The following is a 15,244-nucleotide window of genomic DNA, read 5'->3' on the forward strand; positions in this document are numbered from 1 at the left end:
AGCGCAGTGGACAAGAACTTCAGGGGACCCATCCTCAACGGCCTGCCCAGCCAGGTCCCGGACACGGATCCGGAGGAGACGCAGGAGTGGATCGAGTCCCTCGACGCCCTCGTCGAGGACGGCGGCCGCACACGCGCCCGCTACGTCATGCTCAGCCTCATCCAGCGCGCCCGCGAGAACAACCTGGGCGTGCCCAGCCTCACGGCGACGGACTACATCAACACGATCGGCCCGGAGGCCGAGCCCTGGTTCCCGGGCGATGAGGAGATCGAGCGCCGCTACCGCCGGTGGAACCGCTGGAACGCCGCCATCATGGTCCACCGTGCCCAGCGTCCCGGTGTGGAGGTGGGCGGGCACATCTCGACCTATGCCTCCGCCGCCACGCTGTACGAGGTGGGCCTCAACCACTTCTTCCGCGGCAAGGACCACCCGGGCGGCGGCGACCACATCTTCTACCAGGGTCATGCCTCCCCCGGCATGTACGCCCGCGCCCTGCTCGAGGGCCGGATGACCGAGGACCAGCTCGACGGCTTCCGCCAGCAGGTCTCCCACCACATCGACGGCAAGCCCTCCGGCCTGCCGTCCTACCCCCACCCGCGCCAGCTGCCGGACTTCTGGGAGCACCCCACCGTCTCCATGGGCCTGGGGCCCATGAACGCGATTGCGCAGGCGCAGTTCGACAAGTACCTGCTCAACCGCGGGATCAAGGACACCTCCCAGCAGCACACCTGGGCGTTCCTGGGCGACGGCGAGATGGACGAGCCGGAGAGCCGGGGCATGCTCCAGACGGCGGCGTACGAGGAGCTGGACAACCTCACGTTCGTCATCAACGCGAACCTCCAGCGCCTCGACGGCCCGGTGCGCGGCAACGGCAAGATCATCCAGGAGCTCGAGGCGTACTTCCGCGGCGCCGGCTGGAACGTCATCAAGGTCGTCTGGGGCCGCGAGTGGGACGCCCTGCTCTCCCGCGACCGCGACGGCGCGCTCGTCAACCTCATGAACGTCACGAACGACGGCGACTACCAGACGTACAAGGGCGAGTCCGGCGGCTTCGTGCGCGACAACTTCTTCGGCCGCGACCCGCGCACCAAGGCGCTCGTCGAGGACTACAGCGACGACCAGATCTGGAACCTCAAGCGCGGCGGCCACGACTACCGCAAGGTCTACGCGGCCTATAAGGCGGCCGTCGAGCACACGGGCCAGCCCACCGTCATCCTCGTGAAGACGGTCAAGGGCTACTCGCTGGGGCCCCACTTCGAGGCCCGCAACGCCACCCACCAGATGAAGAAGATGACGGTGGACGACCTCAAGCTCGCCCGCGACCACTTCTCCATCCCCATCTCGGACAAGGCACTCGAGGAGAACCCCAAGCTGCCCCCGTACTACTTCCCCGGCGAGGACGCCCCGGAGATCCGCTACCTGCGCGAGCGCCGCGCGGAGCTGGGCGGCTTCACCCCCGAGCGCCGCTCGAAGTACGTCGACATCAAGCTGCCCGACGACAAGGACTTCCAGATCGGGCTCAAGGGCTCGGGCAACCAGAAGATCGCCACGACCATGGCGTTCGTGCGCATCCTCAAGGACCTCATGCGCGACAAGGAGTTCGGCAAGCGCATCGTGCCGATCATCCCGGACGAGGCGCGCACGTTCGGCATGGACTCGTTCTTCCCCACCGCGAAGATCTACAACCCGCACGGGCAGAACTACGTCTCCGTCGACCGCGACCTCTTCCTCGCCTACAAGGAGGCCTCCGACGGCCAGCTCCTGCACATGGGCATCAACGAGGAGGGCTCGACGGCCGCGCTGACCGCCGTGGGCACGAGCTATGCCACCCACGGCGAGCCGATGATCCCGTTCTACATCTTCTACTCGATGTTCGGCTTCCAGCGCTCCGGCGACGCGTTCTGGGCCGCCGGCGACCAGATGGCCCGCGGCTTCGTGCTGGGCGCCACCGCCGGGCGCACAACCCTGGTGGCCGAGGGCCTCCAGCACGGCGACGGCCACTCGCACGTGCTGTCGTCGACGTACCCCTCGATCGTGTCCTACGACCCGGCGTACGCCTACGAGATCGCCCACATCGTGCGCGACGGCATCCACCGGATGTACGACCCGGCCGATGAGCGCAAGGACCCGGACGTCCTGTACTACATCACGATGTACAACGAGCCGATGGTCCAGCCGCCCCAGCCCGAGGGCATCGACCCGCAGCACATCATCAAGGGCCTGTACAGGCTGCGCTCCGGCGCCGAATCCGATGGCCCGAAGGCCCAGCTGCTGTCCTCCGGCGTGGGCGTGCAGTGGATCCTCGAGGCCCAGGAGCTGCTCGAGCGCGATTGGGGCGTGAGCGCCGATGTGTGGTCCGTGACTTCGTGGCAGGAACTGCGCCGCGACGGCCTGGCCTGCGACGACGAGCGCCTCGTCAATCCGGAGCGCGAGCCCCGGGTGCCGTTCGTCACGCAGCAGCTGGCAGACGCGAAGGGCCCGGTCATCGCCACGAGCGACTACGAGCGCGGGCTGCCGGACATGATCCGCCAGTACGTGCCCGGCCACTTCACCTCGCTGGGCGCGGACGGCTACGCGATCTCCGACACGCGACCGGCCGCACGCCGCCACTTCCTCATCGACGGCCCCTCCGTCGTCGTCCAGACGCTCATCAGCCTGGGTGACCTGGGCGAGGTCGACCCGTCCCTTGCCGCGCAGGCCGCGAAGAAGTATCAGCTCGACGACCCGCGCGCCGGCGCCACGGGCTCCACGGAGGGCGCGGGCGCCTGAGCCCAGCCCTCCCCACGGCCGCCGAGGTGCGGCGCAGGTCCTGCGCCGCACCTCGGCGGCTTTGTGCTTGCCTCACAACGTTTTTGTCTGCCAGGCGGTACAGTTCCCGTCATGGCCCAGACGAAGGATGCAGCGCCCACCAGCACCGCCGGCCGCGCGGAGACGATCCGCCGGCTCAAGGCGGGCCAGGCGCTGCTGTCGAAGATCACCCTGCACCACATGGAGTCCCAGCTGCCGTGGTACCGCTCGATGAACACGGCGGACCGCGGCTGGGTCGTCGTGCTCGCGAACTCCGGCATCTCCTCGTTCATCGAGTGGTACCGCAATCCCTCGGCGCCCCTGCGGGTGGTCAGCGAGATCTTCAAGTCCGCGCCGCGCGAGCTCGTCCGCTCGGTCAACCTCCAGCAGACGCTGCAGCTGCTGCGCGTCGTCGTCGAGGTGGTCGAGGAGCGGGTGGGCGACCTCGCCCGGCCCGATGAGCAGCGCGAGCTGCGCGACGCCGTCCTCGTCTACTCCCGCGAGATCGCCTTCGCCGCCGCCGACGTCTACGCCCGGGCCGCCGAGGCGCGCGGCAGCTGGGACGCCCGGCTCGAGGCGATGGTCGTCGACGCCCTGGTCCGCGGCGATTCCGTCGACGAGCTGGCCAGCCGGACCGCCGCGTTCGGCTGGCGCTCCCAGGCCCCGGTCCGCGTGCTCATGGGCCGCGCGCCCCAGCGCAAGGCCCACCGGGGGACGAACGAGATCCGGCGCGCCGCCCAGAAGTGGGCCGAGGACGCGCTCGTGGGCATCCACGACGACCGGCTGCTCATCGTCCTGGGCGGGGTGGAGAGCGCGGACGAGGCGGCCGCCTCGCTCTCACAGTTCTTCGGCCCCTCCGACGTCGTCATCGGCCCGGAGGTCGCCTCGCTCGCCGAGGCCGGCACCTCGGCGGCCGCCGCGGTCTGGGGCCTGCGCACCGCCGCCGCCCGGCCCGCCACGCCCAGGCCCGTCTACGCCGACGACCTGCTGCCCGAGCGCGCGGTCGCCGGCGATGAGCGCGCCGTGCGCGCGCTGACCTCCCGCTACTACGAGCCGCTGGCCGCCGGCAGCGGGCAGCTCCTCGACACGGTGGCCAGCTACCTGGAGTTCGGCGGCTCGCTCGAGACGACGGCCAAGGCCCTGCAGGTCCACCCGAACACCGTGCGCTACCGGCTGCGCAAGATCACCGACCTCGTCGGAGCCGATCCCACCGATGCCCGCACGGGCTTCGTCGTGCGCATCGCTTTGGTCTACGGCCGACTGTCCGAGGCAGGCCAGTTGTCCCGCACCGACAAAATCCGGGGCTGAACCGCCTCCGTGCACTAGGTTCGGATGGCGCGCCCGCACGCCTGAAGATTTGGGAGTTCCTCTTTGCTCGTCATCGCCTGCCCCGGCCAAGGGGCCCAGAAGCCCGGTTTCCTCTCCTCGTTCCTCGAGCTCGAGGCCTTCGCCCAGGCGATCGGCGAGATGTCGGAGGCCTGCGGGCTCGACCTCGCCGCCCTGGGCACCACCGCCGATGCCGAGGAGATCAAGGACACCGCGGTGGCCCAGCCGCTGCTCGTGGCGGCGGCCATCGCCGCGGGCCAACAGCTGCTGCCCCAGGCGGCGCCCCAGCTGCTCGCCGGGCACTCCGTGGGCGAGATCGCCGCGGCCCAGCTCGCCGGCATCCTCTCGCCCGCCGATGCCATGCGCTTCGTGACCGTGCGCGCCCAGGGCATGGCCCGCGCCTCGGCGGCCGAGCCCACCGGCATGGCCGCCGTCGTGGGCGGCCAGGCCGACGACGTCCTGGCGGCCATCGGCGCCGCCGGGCTCTCCCCGGCCAACGTCAACGGCGGGGGCCAGACGGTGGCCGCCGGCAGCCTCGCCGGCATCGAGCGACTGGCCGAGGCGCCGCCCGAGCGGGCCCGCGTCCTCCCGCTCAAGGTGGCCGGCGCGTTCCACACCGCCTACATGGAGCCCGCGCTGCCGGAGCTGCGCGAGACCGCGGGCCAACTGCGCGCCGCGGACCCCACCACGCCGATCCTCACGAACGCCGACGGCTCGGCCGTCGCCTCCGGAGCGCGCTACGTCGAGCTCCTCGTCCACCAGGTGACGAACCCCGTCCGCTGGGACCTGTGCCAGTCGACCATGCTCGAGTCCGGTGCCACCGGCCTGCTCGAGCTGGTGCCCGGCGGCACGCTGACCGGCATCGCCAAGCGCGCTCTCAAGGGCGTGGAGACCTTTGCCATCAAGAGCGCAGACGACCTCGACGCCGCCCGCGAATTCGCCGCAGCCCACGCCTGAGCTGCGAGAACAAGGAGGAACCCGTGCCCAAGCTGAGCACTCCCACGCCGCAGCGCTACTCCCGCATCTCCGGGATCGGCGGCTACCGATCCGAGCACGCCGTCTCCAACGACGAGATCGTCGGGCCCATCAACTCCTCCGATGAGTGGATCCGCCAGCGCACCGGCATCATCACCCGCCACCGGGCGGGCCCGGACGTCCAGCTCATCGACATGGCCGAGGAGGCCGGGAGCGAGGCCATCGCCAACGCCGGCCTCAAGCCCTCGGACATCGGCGGCATCCTCATCGCCACCGTCACGTTCCCCTACCCCACCCCATCGGCGGCCTCGCTGCTGACCGAGCGCCTGGGCACGGGGCCCATCCCCGCCTGGGACATCTCCGCCGCCTGCGCTGGCTACTGCTACGGCATCGCCCAGGCCGACGGGCTCGTGCGCGCCGGCACCATGGACAACGTGCTGGTTATCGGCGCGGAGAAGCTCTCGGACATCATCGACCCCACCGATCGCTCCATCTCGTTCATCCTGGGCGACGGCGCGGGCGCCGTGGTCGTCAGCCACTCCGACGAGCCGGGCATCGCCCAGTCCGTCTGGGGCTCCAAGGGCGAGAACTGGGAGACCATCCGGATGACGAACTCGCTGCTCGACCTGCGCGACGACCGGGAGAACGCGCCCTGGCCCACGCTGCGCCAGGACGGGCCGAGCGTCTTCCGCTGGGCCGTGTGGGACATGGCCGAGGTGGCGCAGGAGGCGCTCGATGCCGCCGGGGTCCAGGCCTCGGACCTCGCGGCCTTCGTGCCCCACCAGGCGAACATGCGCATTATCGACGAGCTCGCCAAGCAGCTCAAGCTGCCGGATACCGTGAAGATCGGCCGCGACATCGCGGACAACGGCAACACGTCCTCGGCCTCCATCCCCCTGGCCACGGAGCGCCTCCTGCGGGAGAACCCCGAGCTCCACGGCGGACTGGCCCTGCAGATCGGGTTCGGCGCGGGCCTGGTGTACGGCGCGCAGGTTGTCGTCCTGCCCTGAGCGCCGCGGCCCGTGTCGTAGGATTCTTCCCGGGACACTCGTCGATTACACGTTCCACAATCTGGCGGCGAACCGGCCGCCCAATCAGTAGAAAGCAGGATCACATGGCACACAGCGAAGCCGAAGTCCTCTCCGGGCTGGCAGAGATCGTCAACGAGGAGACCGGCCTGGCGACCGAGGCCGTCGAGCCCAGCAAGTCGTTCACCGACGACCTCGACATCGACTCCATCTCGATGATGACGATCGTCGTCAACGCCGAGAAGAAGTTCGGCGTGAAGATCCCCGATGACGACGTCAAGGACCTCGTCACCGTCCAGGACGCCGTGGACTACATCGTCAAGGCCCAGGACGCCTGAGACCGACCCCGCCGCGGGGCGGGCGCGCGATCCGCGCCCGCCCCGCGGTCACCACCCCCTAATCGACGAGGTTTTTCAATGACATCGACAGTTGTCGTCACCGGAGTCGGTGCCGTCACGCCCATCGGCGGAACGGCGGATGCCACCTGGCAGGCCGCATTCGCCGGGACGCCCGGCGCCCGCACCCTCGACAACGACTGGGCCGAGAAGTACGGCATCCCCGTCACGTTCGCCGCCCAGGCCGACCGCTCCGCCGTCGACGAGACCCTCACCCGGGTCGAGACGAAGCGGCTCGATCCCTCCAGCCAACTCGCACTGGCCTCCGCCCGCGAGGCCTGGGCCGACGCGGGACTCGACGAGGTCGACAACGACCGCCTGGCCGTCTCGTGGGCCACCGGCATCGGCGGGGTCTGGACCCTGCTCGACGCGTGGGACACGCTGAAGGAGGACGGCTCGCGGCGCGTCATGCCGCTGACCGTCCCCATGCTCATGCCCAACGCGCCCGCCGCCGCCATCGGCATGCACTTCAAGGCGCACGCCGCCGTGCAGACGCTCGTCTCCGCCTGTGCCTCGTCCACCGAGAGCATCGGCAACGCGCTCGAGGCCATCCGCGGAGGCCGCGCCGATGTCGTCATCGCCGGCGGTTCCGAGGCCGCCGTCCACCCGATCACGCTGTCCGCCTTCTCGTCGATGCGCGCGCTCTCGCGGCGCAACGATTCGCCGGAGACGGCTTCGCGGCCCTACGACGTCGATCGCGACGGGTTCGTCATGGGCGAGGGCGCCGGCGCGCTCATCCTCGAGACGAAGGAGCACGCCGAGGCGCGCGGAGCGACGATCTACGCGGAGATCGCGGGCTGGGGCATCTCGAACGACGCCCACCACATCACCGCCAACGAGCCCGATGGCACGTTCGCGCGCCAGGCGATGGAGCGGGCCATGGAGATGGCCGGTGTGAGCGCGTCGGATGTCAAGCACATCAACGCCCACGCCACCTCCACCCCCGTGGGCGACGTGCCGGAGTCGCTGGCCATCAACGCGGCCATGGGCGACCACGTCGACGACGTGCTCGTCTCCGCGACGAAGTCGCAGATGGGCCACCTGCTCGGCGGCGCCGGAGCGGCCGAGGCGATCCTCACGGCCCTGGCGCTGAAGAACCGCACCGCCCCTCCGACGATCAACATCGAGAATCTGGATCCCGCCATCCACCTCAACATCGTGCGCGATGAGCCCGCGGCGCTGCCCTCCGGCGACATCGCCGCGCTGTCGAACTCGTTCGGCTTCGGCGGTCACAACGCCGTCGTCGTGTTCAAGAGCGTCTGAGCCCCAGCGCTCCCCTGGCGCCCCCGAGCCGCGGCTCGGGGGCGCTCGTGCGTCCGGATCGGGTCCGCGGCGGGCGCCGAGTCGCTGGCACGGGGTGCTCGGAGGGCCGATCCGCGCGCTTCCGGCCCGCGTGGTGTGGCCGGGCTGCCACAGCCAGTGCCGAATGGGATGCACCCGGCGGCTTTCGCACTAACCGTCAGGGTGCGCTGACTAGACTCACCAGCGTGTCTGCTTCCGATGATGGCTTCGATGCCTTCCAGAAGGCCCAGAGCGCCTCGGAGCCCGAGCGCTCCTCCCGCCTGGTGAGCGCGCTTGCCGCGGCCGTGGCCCCGCAGCTGCGGCGCGGACGCCTGGCGATCCTGCCCTCCGTGGCCCCGGGGCTCGACCCCGGGTTCGCCGACCGGGGCCGCGCCGCCATCGCAGCCTCCGGCGCGCCGCTCATCGTCATCGTCGGCCCGCAGCTCGAGGTCCGCACGGGCGACAACATCCTCCAGACCTATATCGACCTCCTCCTGCGCGTGGGGCCCAAGGACGGCACCGGCATCCTCGCCTACTTCGAGGTCTCCTCCGGCGGCGGGGTGCTGCCGCACATCCTCGCCTCAGGGGCCCGGGGAACGAGCGACCGGTTGGACGCCACCCCGGAAAGCAACGACCTGCTCGAGGACCAGCTCGGCGGCGTCTTCCCCTTCGACCCGAGCCCGTATATCGCGTTCGCCGCCGCCGCCGGGCAGGCGTGGCTGCAGAACCGGCCGGCGCCCAACCCGAAGGACTTCGCCGGCTCCCATTCGAACGCATCGATGTCGCGTTACCTCGAGCTCGCGAAGCCCGGCGGCACGAGCGCGCTTGCTGCTACCACCACCGCGGTGACGGTGGGTGCCGCCACGGTCTGGGTGCTCGAGCGGCGCCGGCGGGCCGCGACGGTGGCCACGGTCCTCCCCACCGAGGTCGTCGAGCGGGTCCGCTCCACAGCCGGAAAGGCCTACGAGTTGCCGCCGCTCAAGCCCAATCCGAAGCCCAAGCAGCTCGAGCGCCGCTCGGAGCGCTCCGAGATGCTCGGCGCCCTGGAGGACGTCCGGGCGCGCGTCGGCCTCGAGGGCCCGCGTCTGGGCGGGGCGGCCACGGACATCGCCGCGCTGTGGATCATGGACCAGCTCGCCGCCGAGCCCGTCACCCAGCCCATCACCGGCAGCGGCCGCACGACCTGGTGCTACTTCAATCCCTTCCACGGGAAGCGGACCCGGGAGATCGCCTGGCACAGCGGGCGCGGTCAGCTCTCCGTGCCCGCCTGTGAGAACTGCCGCACCGCGGTCAAGGACGGGCACGAGCCGCGCGCGCTGCTGGTGCGGGCGGGCACGCGCGTGCGCCCCTACTACCAGCTCGACGACGGCTACGCCCGCACCGGGCTGGGAGCCTTCGCCCCCATTCACACGGATATCCCGAACCGCCCGGCGTCCGGACCCCCGCCCGATCCCCGTCGCCATCGGCGGCGCGCCGGCGGGCGCATCGCGCTGGGCGTGGGAGCGGTTCTCGTCGCGACGGTCGTGGGCGCGGGGATCGGCGCGATCGTCGCCGACCGCGTGGTCGACACGTCGAATTCCTCGTTCGACCCGGAGCGCTACGCCGATACCGAGGACTACCCCACCGAGCGCATCGACGCGCTGGCCGGCCAGCTGAAGAAGTCGCACCTCGCCGTCGAACCGGGCGCCGAGGGGCTCTTCACGAAGGCTGAGCGCGCCCGCGCCGCGAAGGCGGCCGCCTCCGCCCACACGCCCATCTGGCTGGTGTTCGCCCCGTCCGCGGGGACGGACGAATCCGGTGGCGAGGAGGAGCTGCTCGCCAACCGCATTGCGGCACAGACCGGCAAGGGAATTGTGGTGCTCGCCTCCCCCACGCATACGGCGTTCGGGGCCAACGGCTACGACCTCACACGCCCCGACAACGTGACGAGCGGCCTCAAGCTGGGCTGGAAGGACGGCTACAATCCGGACGGGGGCGCGGGCGCAGAGCGCCTCGTGCGCGCCATCGACGAGAGCCATCCCCAACCGGATCCGGACGTGAAGCCGAAGACGGCGCGCACACAGGGGCTGAGGACCGCCCCCGATGAGCGATCGGCCATCGTGCCGAACGCGCTGCGCGGGGCGGGTGCCGGCGCCGCCGTGGGCCTCGTCCTGGGCGTCATCGCCGAGGCGTTCCTCGCGTGGACGGCCGCGCGACTGCGAGCACGGAGGAGTCAGCGATGACGGACACCATCGAATACGCGAAGAATGCGGCGCAGCACCTGCGCAAGGACCCGCTCTTCATCGATCCGGCGGTGGCGGGCCGGGTGCCGCAGGCGACGAAGTCCTCGATCGAGCAGAAGCTCAAGGCGGACTTCCCCCGGCCGGTCAAGGTCCTCATCACGCCGAAGGACGTCGCCAGCGGAGACCTCGCGACGGTGGTGAACGCGGCGGAGGGCAAGCCCGACGCCGCCTACCTCATCCTCACCCCGGGCACGGGGATGGTCTACGCGCGATCGGAGGGGCCGAATGCCTACCGCGGGGACACCAGCGCCCGCCTCTCGAGCGGGCAGGACAAGGCCGGGGCCCAACCCACCCTGACCGCGGTCCAGACCTACCTCGATGTGCTCGGCGACCCGAACTTCACCGCGCCGCGCCACGACGCGGACCAGGGCCAACGGCCCGCCGTCCAGCACCAGCCCCCGCCGGCAACGCACCGGTCGGCGGACGGAGGGCTGCTCCTGGGTGTGGCCACGCCGCTGCTCGGCATCGCCGCGGTGGCCGCCGTGCTCGTCTACGTGTTCCGCCGGCGCGCCGACCGCCGGCGCTACGCCCTGCCCAAGCCGCTGTTCGACAGCGCGCGTCGTCTCCAGTCGCAGTCGATGCAGCGCCAGCTCAGCGAGCAGAGCCTCGACATCGCCGGCAGGCTCACCGAGCTGCGCACCGATGCGCTGCCGGCCGCGCAGGCGGACAGAGTGGAGCACGGCCTCGATGCCTATGCGCTTGCCGGCCGCCTCATCGACGATTCCGCGGCCACCGAGGCGGACCTCGCCGGTGCGCTCGTGCTGCTCAATACCGCAGCGGCGGACCTCAACGCGGTCGACCAGGCACAGGCCAGCGGCGCGCGGGGGGCGCGCCGCGCCAAGCGCTCCGCCCGCGGGGCCGGACGGATTCCCCGGCTGTGCGCGATCAATCCCACCCATGGCGAATCCGAGTCCACGATCGACGCGCCCACGGGCGGTGGCCGCATCCCGGCGTGCCGACAGTGCGCCGCAGACCTCAGCGCCGGGCGCGAGCCGGACTGGATGCTCGCCGGCGGCAAGCCGTACGTGGAAGGCGACAGCGTGTGGGCGAGCACGCTCTACGGCGCGGTGGGCGACGACCTCGTGGCCGAGCTGCACCGCACACACGGGGCATAGGGCCGGCACCGTGCCGGTTATTCCTGGGGCGCGGCCTTGTAGTAGCAGAGCTGCGTGGTCGTCGCGACGAGCGAGCCGTCTTCGCCCCACAGCTGGGCGTGCTGATCGGCCAGGCCGTCGGCGAACTGGAGTCCGCGCACGGTGCCCAGCAGGAACTCGCCCTGCGCGGCCAGGGCCTGGGCATCGGCGTGGAAGTAGGCGGTGAGCGTGACCGTGCCCGCCGGGACCGGTCCAAGGCGCTGGAAGATGCGCGGGCCGAACACATCGGCGGCCGCGGCAAGGCCGGGGTAGTCCCAGCCGCGCGCGGGCAGCTGCCGGAACCACTTCGTCGTCGTCGAGTCTGGCCCCGCCTCCTCGGCGCTGGCGACGAACGGCCCCTCCACGAAGCGCATCTCGTAGTTCTCGATCCACCGCAGCGGGAAGTGCCCCGAGACCACCGGGTATTCGTGCGGCCCCTTCACCTGCGGCATCTGCGCCTCGAGCGATGCCCATGAGGGGCGGTCGCGGACGAAGAGCGCGGTGCCTGTCATACGGTTCTCCCCGGCCTGGTCCACGCTGATCGTCCAGTGCTGGTTCGAGTTGTTCGTGCGGGCCGGCTGGACGTCGATTTCGTAGTCCCCGTCGGCCAGCGGGCCGGTGAAGTTGAGCGTGAGGGCGGCCGGGCGCCCGATCGAGCGCTCATCGGCCTGGATGGCGTGGACGATCGTCGCGGCGGTGATGCCGCCGAACGGGCCCACGAAGTTGCCGAACGCCGGGTGCGTGCGGGCGGAGAAGGTGTCGGGGCCGGCGGGGGAAACGGCGATGGCGTCATCGAATGCGGTCACGGGGGCTCCTCGGTCAGGTCGGGCGCAGTGTCAGGACGGGGTACGGAGCGCCGCAATCACGATCGGACGCCGCGCCAGCAGTCTACCAAGCGTTTGAACAAGCGTTCGATCGGAGGGGTGAAAGACCGACGGTGCGGCCAGCCTGGGTTCGGAAGCTGTCACCCGTTGCGCCAGCAGCGCGGTGTCGGGAACCGGGCGGGGCGATCAGCCCATCGCCGATGCGCCCAGGAGGGTGCCGACCGCGTAGGTCACCGTGAGCGCGAGCGCGCCGCCGATCACCACCCGCAGCGCGGCCCTCCACTTCGAGGACCCGCCGATGTGCGCGGCGATCGCGCCGGTGAGGGCGAGGGCCGCGATCGTGACGACGAAGGTCACGGGGACCCGCGCCTCGGGCGGGGGCAGGAGGATGGCGATCATGGGCAGCAGCGCACCCACGAGGAACGAGAGGAACGAGGCGAAGGCGGCATGCCAGGGTGAGACGAGGTCCTCGCGGTCGATGCCGAGTTCGATCGCCAGGTGGGCGCCGAGCGCGTCGCGGGCCGTGAGCTCGCGGGCGACGCGGGCGGCCGTGTCGGGGCTGAGCCCCTTGGCCTCGTAGAGTTCGGCCAGCTCTTCGAGTTCGCCGTCCGGGTTGTCGCGCAGCTCTCGGGTCTCCTGGGCGATGAGCTCGCGCTCGGAGTCGCTCTGGGAGCTCACGGAAACGTACTCCCCCAGCGCCATGGACACCGCCCCGCCCACCACGGCCGCCGCGCCGGCGGTGAGGATGGGAGCCGTGCTCGTCGTGGCGCCCGCGACGCCCACCACCACCGCGGCGACGGAGACGATGCCGTCATTGGCCCCGAGCACGCCGGCCCGCAGCCAGTTGAGCCGCTGGGAGAGGTTGGACTGGCCGCCCGGCACTGGGTCATGGGCCGCATGGAGCGAGGCATTCCTGCGCGTTGAGCTCATTGCCCCATACAAGTGATTCGGGTGGCCCGGGGCAAGTCAGGGCATCCCACGTCGACGGTGAGATGCTCGGCCGATGTGGCGCGAAGGGCCAGCGGCCGCATCGGCCGCGATCCGGTTGACGGCCCACCGGCACCCGGTCATAGCATGGCAGTAGCGCGGCTGCGGGTCGCCGCACACCGTCGGGACCTCCCCGGCGTTCAGGCATGGGCCCGGCCCCGCCGGAGTGATCGATGATCACACTCTCACATGAGCAGAAGCAGCTCATCTGCCTCGCTCTCGAGGACTATGCGAGCGGCCTTCCTCCACGGCTGTCGCCGTCCGATGCGGCCGAGGCCCGGCACATCGCGCGACTCATCATGCAGGCGGACCGCGTCCTCGTCGAGCGCTGACACCGCCCTTCGCAACACAGGCACATCGCCCCCGCCGCCCCGCCTGTCGAAGGCGGCCCATTGAGAGGTTCTGCCATGAGAATCGCAGTCGTCGGAGCGACCGGCAACGCCGGCACCGCTGTCCTTCGCGCGCTGCACCGACGCGCCGAAATCGATTCGATCGTCGGCATCGCGCGCCGATTGCCGCCGTCCGACCGCGCTCCCTATCGGGGCATCGAATGGGAGAGCATCGACATCGGCGCGGCGGCCGCACCAGCCGCATCCGAGGCGGCCCTGACGCAGGCATTCACCGGTGCCGACGCCGTCATCCACTTGGCCTGGCTGATCCAGCCCAACGACCGCCGGGCCCTGCTGCGCCGGGTGAACGTCGAGGGGACGCGCCGTGTTCTGGCAGCGGTCGCAGCGGCAGGCGTGCCCGCGGTCATCGCGGCATCATCGGTGGGCGCGTACAGCCCGGATTCCACCGCAACACCGCGCACCGAGACGTGGCCCACTCGGGGGATCTCCACCTCGCACTACAGCGTGGACAAGGCGGCACAGGAAGACCTGCTCACTGAGTTCGTCGCCGAGCACCCGGAGATCGCCGTCACACGCCTGCGTCCGGCGCTGATCTTCTGCCGAGAGGCCGCATCGGAAATCCAGCGCTACTTCGTCGGCAGCGCGGGCGCCGCGGCTCTGCTGGGAGCACGGGGCGCGCCGGTTCTGCCCGTTCCGGCCGCACTGGCCGGAGTCCAAGCGGTGCACGCGGATGACCTCGGCGAGGCCTACGCCCTGGCGGCGGTGTCACCGGTTGCCGGGGCGTTCAATATCTGCGCCGACGACGTCCTCGATGCGCGTCAGCTGGCGTCCGCGGTCGCTGGAGGCCGGCGCATACCCGTGCCCGCCGCGCTGATGCGCGCGGCGATCGCCATCGGCCACTCCTCCGGACTCATCACGGCCGACCCTGGGTGGCTCGACATGGCAATCGGCACCCCCCTCATGGACAATTCCCGAGCCAAGCGGGAGCTCGGCTGGCACCCGCACCGGAGTGCGCGCGAAGCGCTGGACGAGCTCCTGTGCGGGTTCGCCAACCGAGAGGGAGGGCAATCGATTCCGCTGCGCGCGGCCCGGGCAGCCCCGCCTCCACCGGCACCGGGCACCGCTGTCACCGGGCAGATCCGCAGAACGCTGAGTCGGTACCTTGCCGATCATCAGGCAGGCGCGACGGCCGGCGCCCAGCACGCGCAGCGGGCAGCGGAGCTGTTTGCCGAATCGGAAGCGTTTCCCCTGCTGTCGCAGATCGCTGCGGAGATCCAGGCAGAGCGCGACTTCGTAGCGCAGCTCCGCACTCGCTGGAACCTGACCGGGCCGCCGTTGCGCCGGCGCGCCGCGGACGCGGCCGCGGGCCTGTACCGCACCGTGGGCGGGCACCGGACGCGGGCAACCGGGCCTGAGCACCCCCTCCTCGCCCTGGAGCTCCTGGCGAGCGCGATCAGCGGTAAGGCTGGCTTGTGGAGGGCTTTGGCCGAGGCTGCCGGCACAGCAAGGGCGGAGCGGGCGCCCTTCGACGAGCGGATTCGCGCAGCCCAGCGCCAACTGGCGGACATCGCTCGCGTGCACGCGCGCGAGAGTCGCCGCCTTTTCGCCCGGCGGGGCGCACAGTCGGAGCGGGCCGGTGCCGATCGAGCGCGGACTGCGCGCGAGGAGGATGCCCTCGCCGATGAGTGGGGCCGGGAATCGTTCCCCGCCAGCGATGCCCCGGCTTTTCCCTGACGACACGAGTGGGCGAACGGCTCCGGCGAACCGGCCCTGTTACTATCGTCGCGCGCCCCTGTAGCTCAGCTGGTTAGAGCAGAGGACTCATAATCCTTTGGCCGTCGGTTCAAGTCCGACCGGGGGCACCCCCGACCCTCCG

General features: G+C 71.1%; 12 protein-coding genes and 1 tRNA gene. 11 read left to right on the forward strand and 2 right to left on the reverse strand.

Annotation, left to right across the window (positions count from 1 at the left end; translation table 11 throughout):
• Positions 1–6: 6 nt before the first annotated feature.
• From aceE to GSY69_RS03240, 8 genes are all read left to right on the forward strand, one after another.
• Positions 7–2,769 (forward strand): pyruvate dehydrogenase (acetyl-transferring), homodimeric type, encoded by a 2,763-nt coding sequence (aceE, locus tag GSY69_RS03205; protein ID WP_160952450.1) that lies wholly within the window; start codon positions 7–9, stop codon positions 2,767–2,769.
• A gap of 111 nt (positions 2,770–2,880) precedes the next feature.
• Positions 2,881–4,095 carry a PucR family transcriptional regulator gene (locus GSY69_RS03210; protein ID WP_160952451.1) on the forward strand — a complete coding sequence of 405 codons (1,215 nt, stop codon included), beginning with the start codon at positions 2,881–2,883 and terminating at the stop codon, positions 4,093–4,095.
• 63 nt (positions 4,096–4,158) lie between these two features.
• The gene (locus tag GSY69_RS03215; protein WP_160952452.1) at positions 4,159–5,070 is read left to right on the forward strand and encodes an ACP S-malonyltransferase; all 912 of its coding nucleotides are present in this window, start codon (positions 4,159–4,161) and stop codon (positions 5,068–5,070) included.
• Positions 5,071–5,093: 23 nt separating this feature from the next.
• On the forward strand, positions 5,094–6,098 hold the full coding sequence (locus tag GSY69_RS03220) for a beta-ketoacyl-ACP synthase III (RefSeq protein ID WP_160952453.1): 1,005 nt from the start codon (positions 5,094–5,096) through the stop codon (positions 6,096–6,098).
• A 104-nt stretch (positions 6,099–6,202) separates the two neighbouring features.
• Entirely contained in the window at positions 6,203–6,454 is a 252-nt protein-coding gene (locus GSY69_RS03225) for an acyl carrier protein (protein ID WP_160952454.1), read from the forward strand.
• A gap of 78 nt (positions 6,455–6,532) precedes the next feature.
• Positions 6,533–7,774, forward strand: coding sequence for a beta-ketoacyl-[acyl-carrier-protein] synthase family protein (locus GSY69_RS03230; RefSeq protein WP_160952455.1), 1,242 nt, complete (start codon positions 6,533–6,535; stop codon positions 7,772–7,774).
• A gap of 224 nt (positions 7,775–7,998) precedes the next feature.
• The gene (locus tag GSY69_RS03235) at positions 7,999–10,014 is read left to right on the forward strand and encodes a hypothetical protein (RefSeq protein ID WP_160952456.1); all 2,016 of its coding nucleotides are present in this window, start codon (positions 7,999–8,001) and stop codon (positions 10,012–10,014) included.
• Positions 10,011–11,189, forward strand: a complete 1,179-nt coding sequence (locus tag GSY69_RS03240; RefSeq protein WP_160952457.1) for a hypothetical protein — start codon at positions 10,011–10,013, stop codon at positions 11,187–11,189. The genes GSY69_RS03235 and GSY69_RS03240 overlap by 4 nt, the downstream gene beginning before the upstream one ends.
• Before the next feature lie 17 nt (positions 11,190–11,206).
• On the opposite strand, the gene GSY69_RS03245 is transcribed toward GSY69_RS03240, so the two are convergent.
• Together GSY69_RS03245 and GSY69_RS03250 are read right to left on the reverse strand one after the other, a co-directional pair.
• The gene (locus GSY69_RS03245) at positions 11,207–12,013 is read right to left on the reverse strand and encodes an acyl-CoA thioesterase (protein ID WP_160952458.1); all 807 of its coding nucleotides are present in this window, start codon (positions 12,011–12,013) and stop codon (positions 11,207–11,209) included.
• Between the two features lie 204 nt (positions 12,014–12,217).
• Positions 12,218–12,961 carry a VIT1/CCC1 transporter family protein gene (locus GSY69_RS03250; RefSeq protein WP_160952459.1) on the reverse strand — a complete coding sequence of 248 codons (744 nt, stop codon included), beginning with the start codon at positions 12,959–12,961 and terminating at the stop codon, positions 12,218–12,220.
• Positions 12,962–13,191: 230 nt separating this feature from the next.
• On the opposite strand from GSY69_RS03250, the gene GSY69_RS03255 reads away from it, so the two are divergent.
• The 3 genes from GSY69_RS03255 to GSY69_RS03265 all read left to right on the forward strand — a co-directional run bounded on the left by GSY69_RS03255 (position 13,192) and on the right by GSY69_RS03265 (position 15,230).
• The gene (locus tag GSY69_RS03255; RefSeq protein WP_160952460.1) at positions 13,192–13,350 is read left to right on the forward strand and encodes a hypothetical protein; all 159 of its coding nucleotides are present in this window, start codon (positions 13,192–13,194) and stop codon (positions 13,348–13,350) included.
• Between the two features lie 75 nt (positions 13,351–13,425).
• Positions 13,426–15,102: an NAD-dependent epimerase/dehydratase family protein gene (locus GSY69_RS03260; protein ID WP_160952461.1), complete on the forward strand. Its 1,677-nt coding sequence runs from the start codon at positions 13,426–13,428 to the stop codon at positions 15,100–15,102.
• Between the two features lie 54 nt (positions 15,103–15,156).
• A tRNA-Ile gene (locus tag GSY69_RS03265) sits at positions 15,157–15,230 on the forward strand.
• Positions 15,231–15,244 lie beyond the last annotated feature (14 nt).

This window comes from Brevibacterium rongguiense (assembly GCF_009857845.1).
In the GTDB taxonomy this organism is placed as follows: Bacteria; Actinomycetota; Actinomycetes; order Actinomycetales; family Brevibacteriaceae; genus Brevibacterium; species Brevibacterium rongguiense.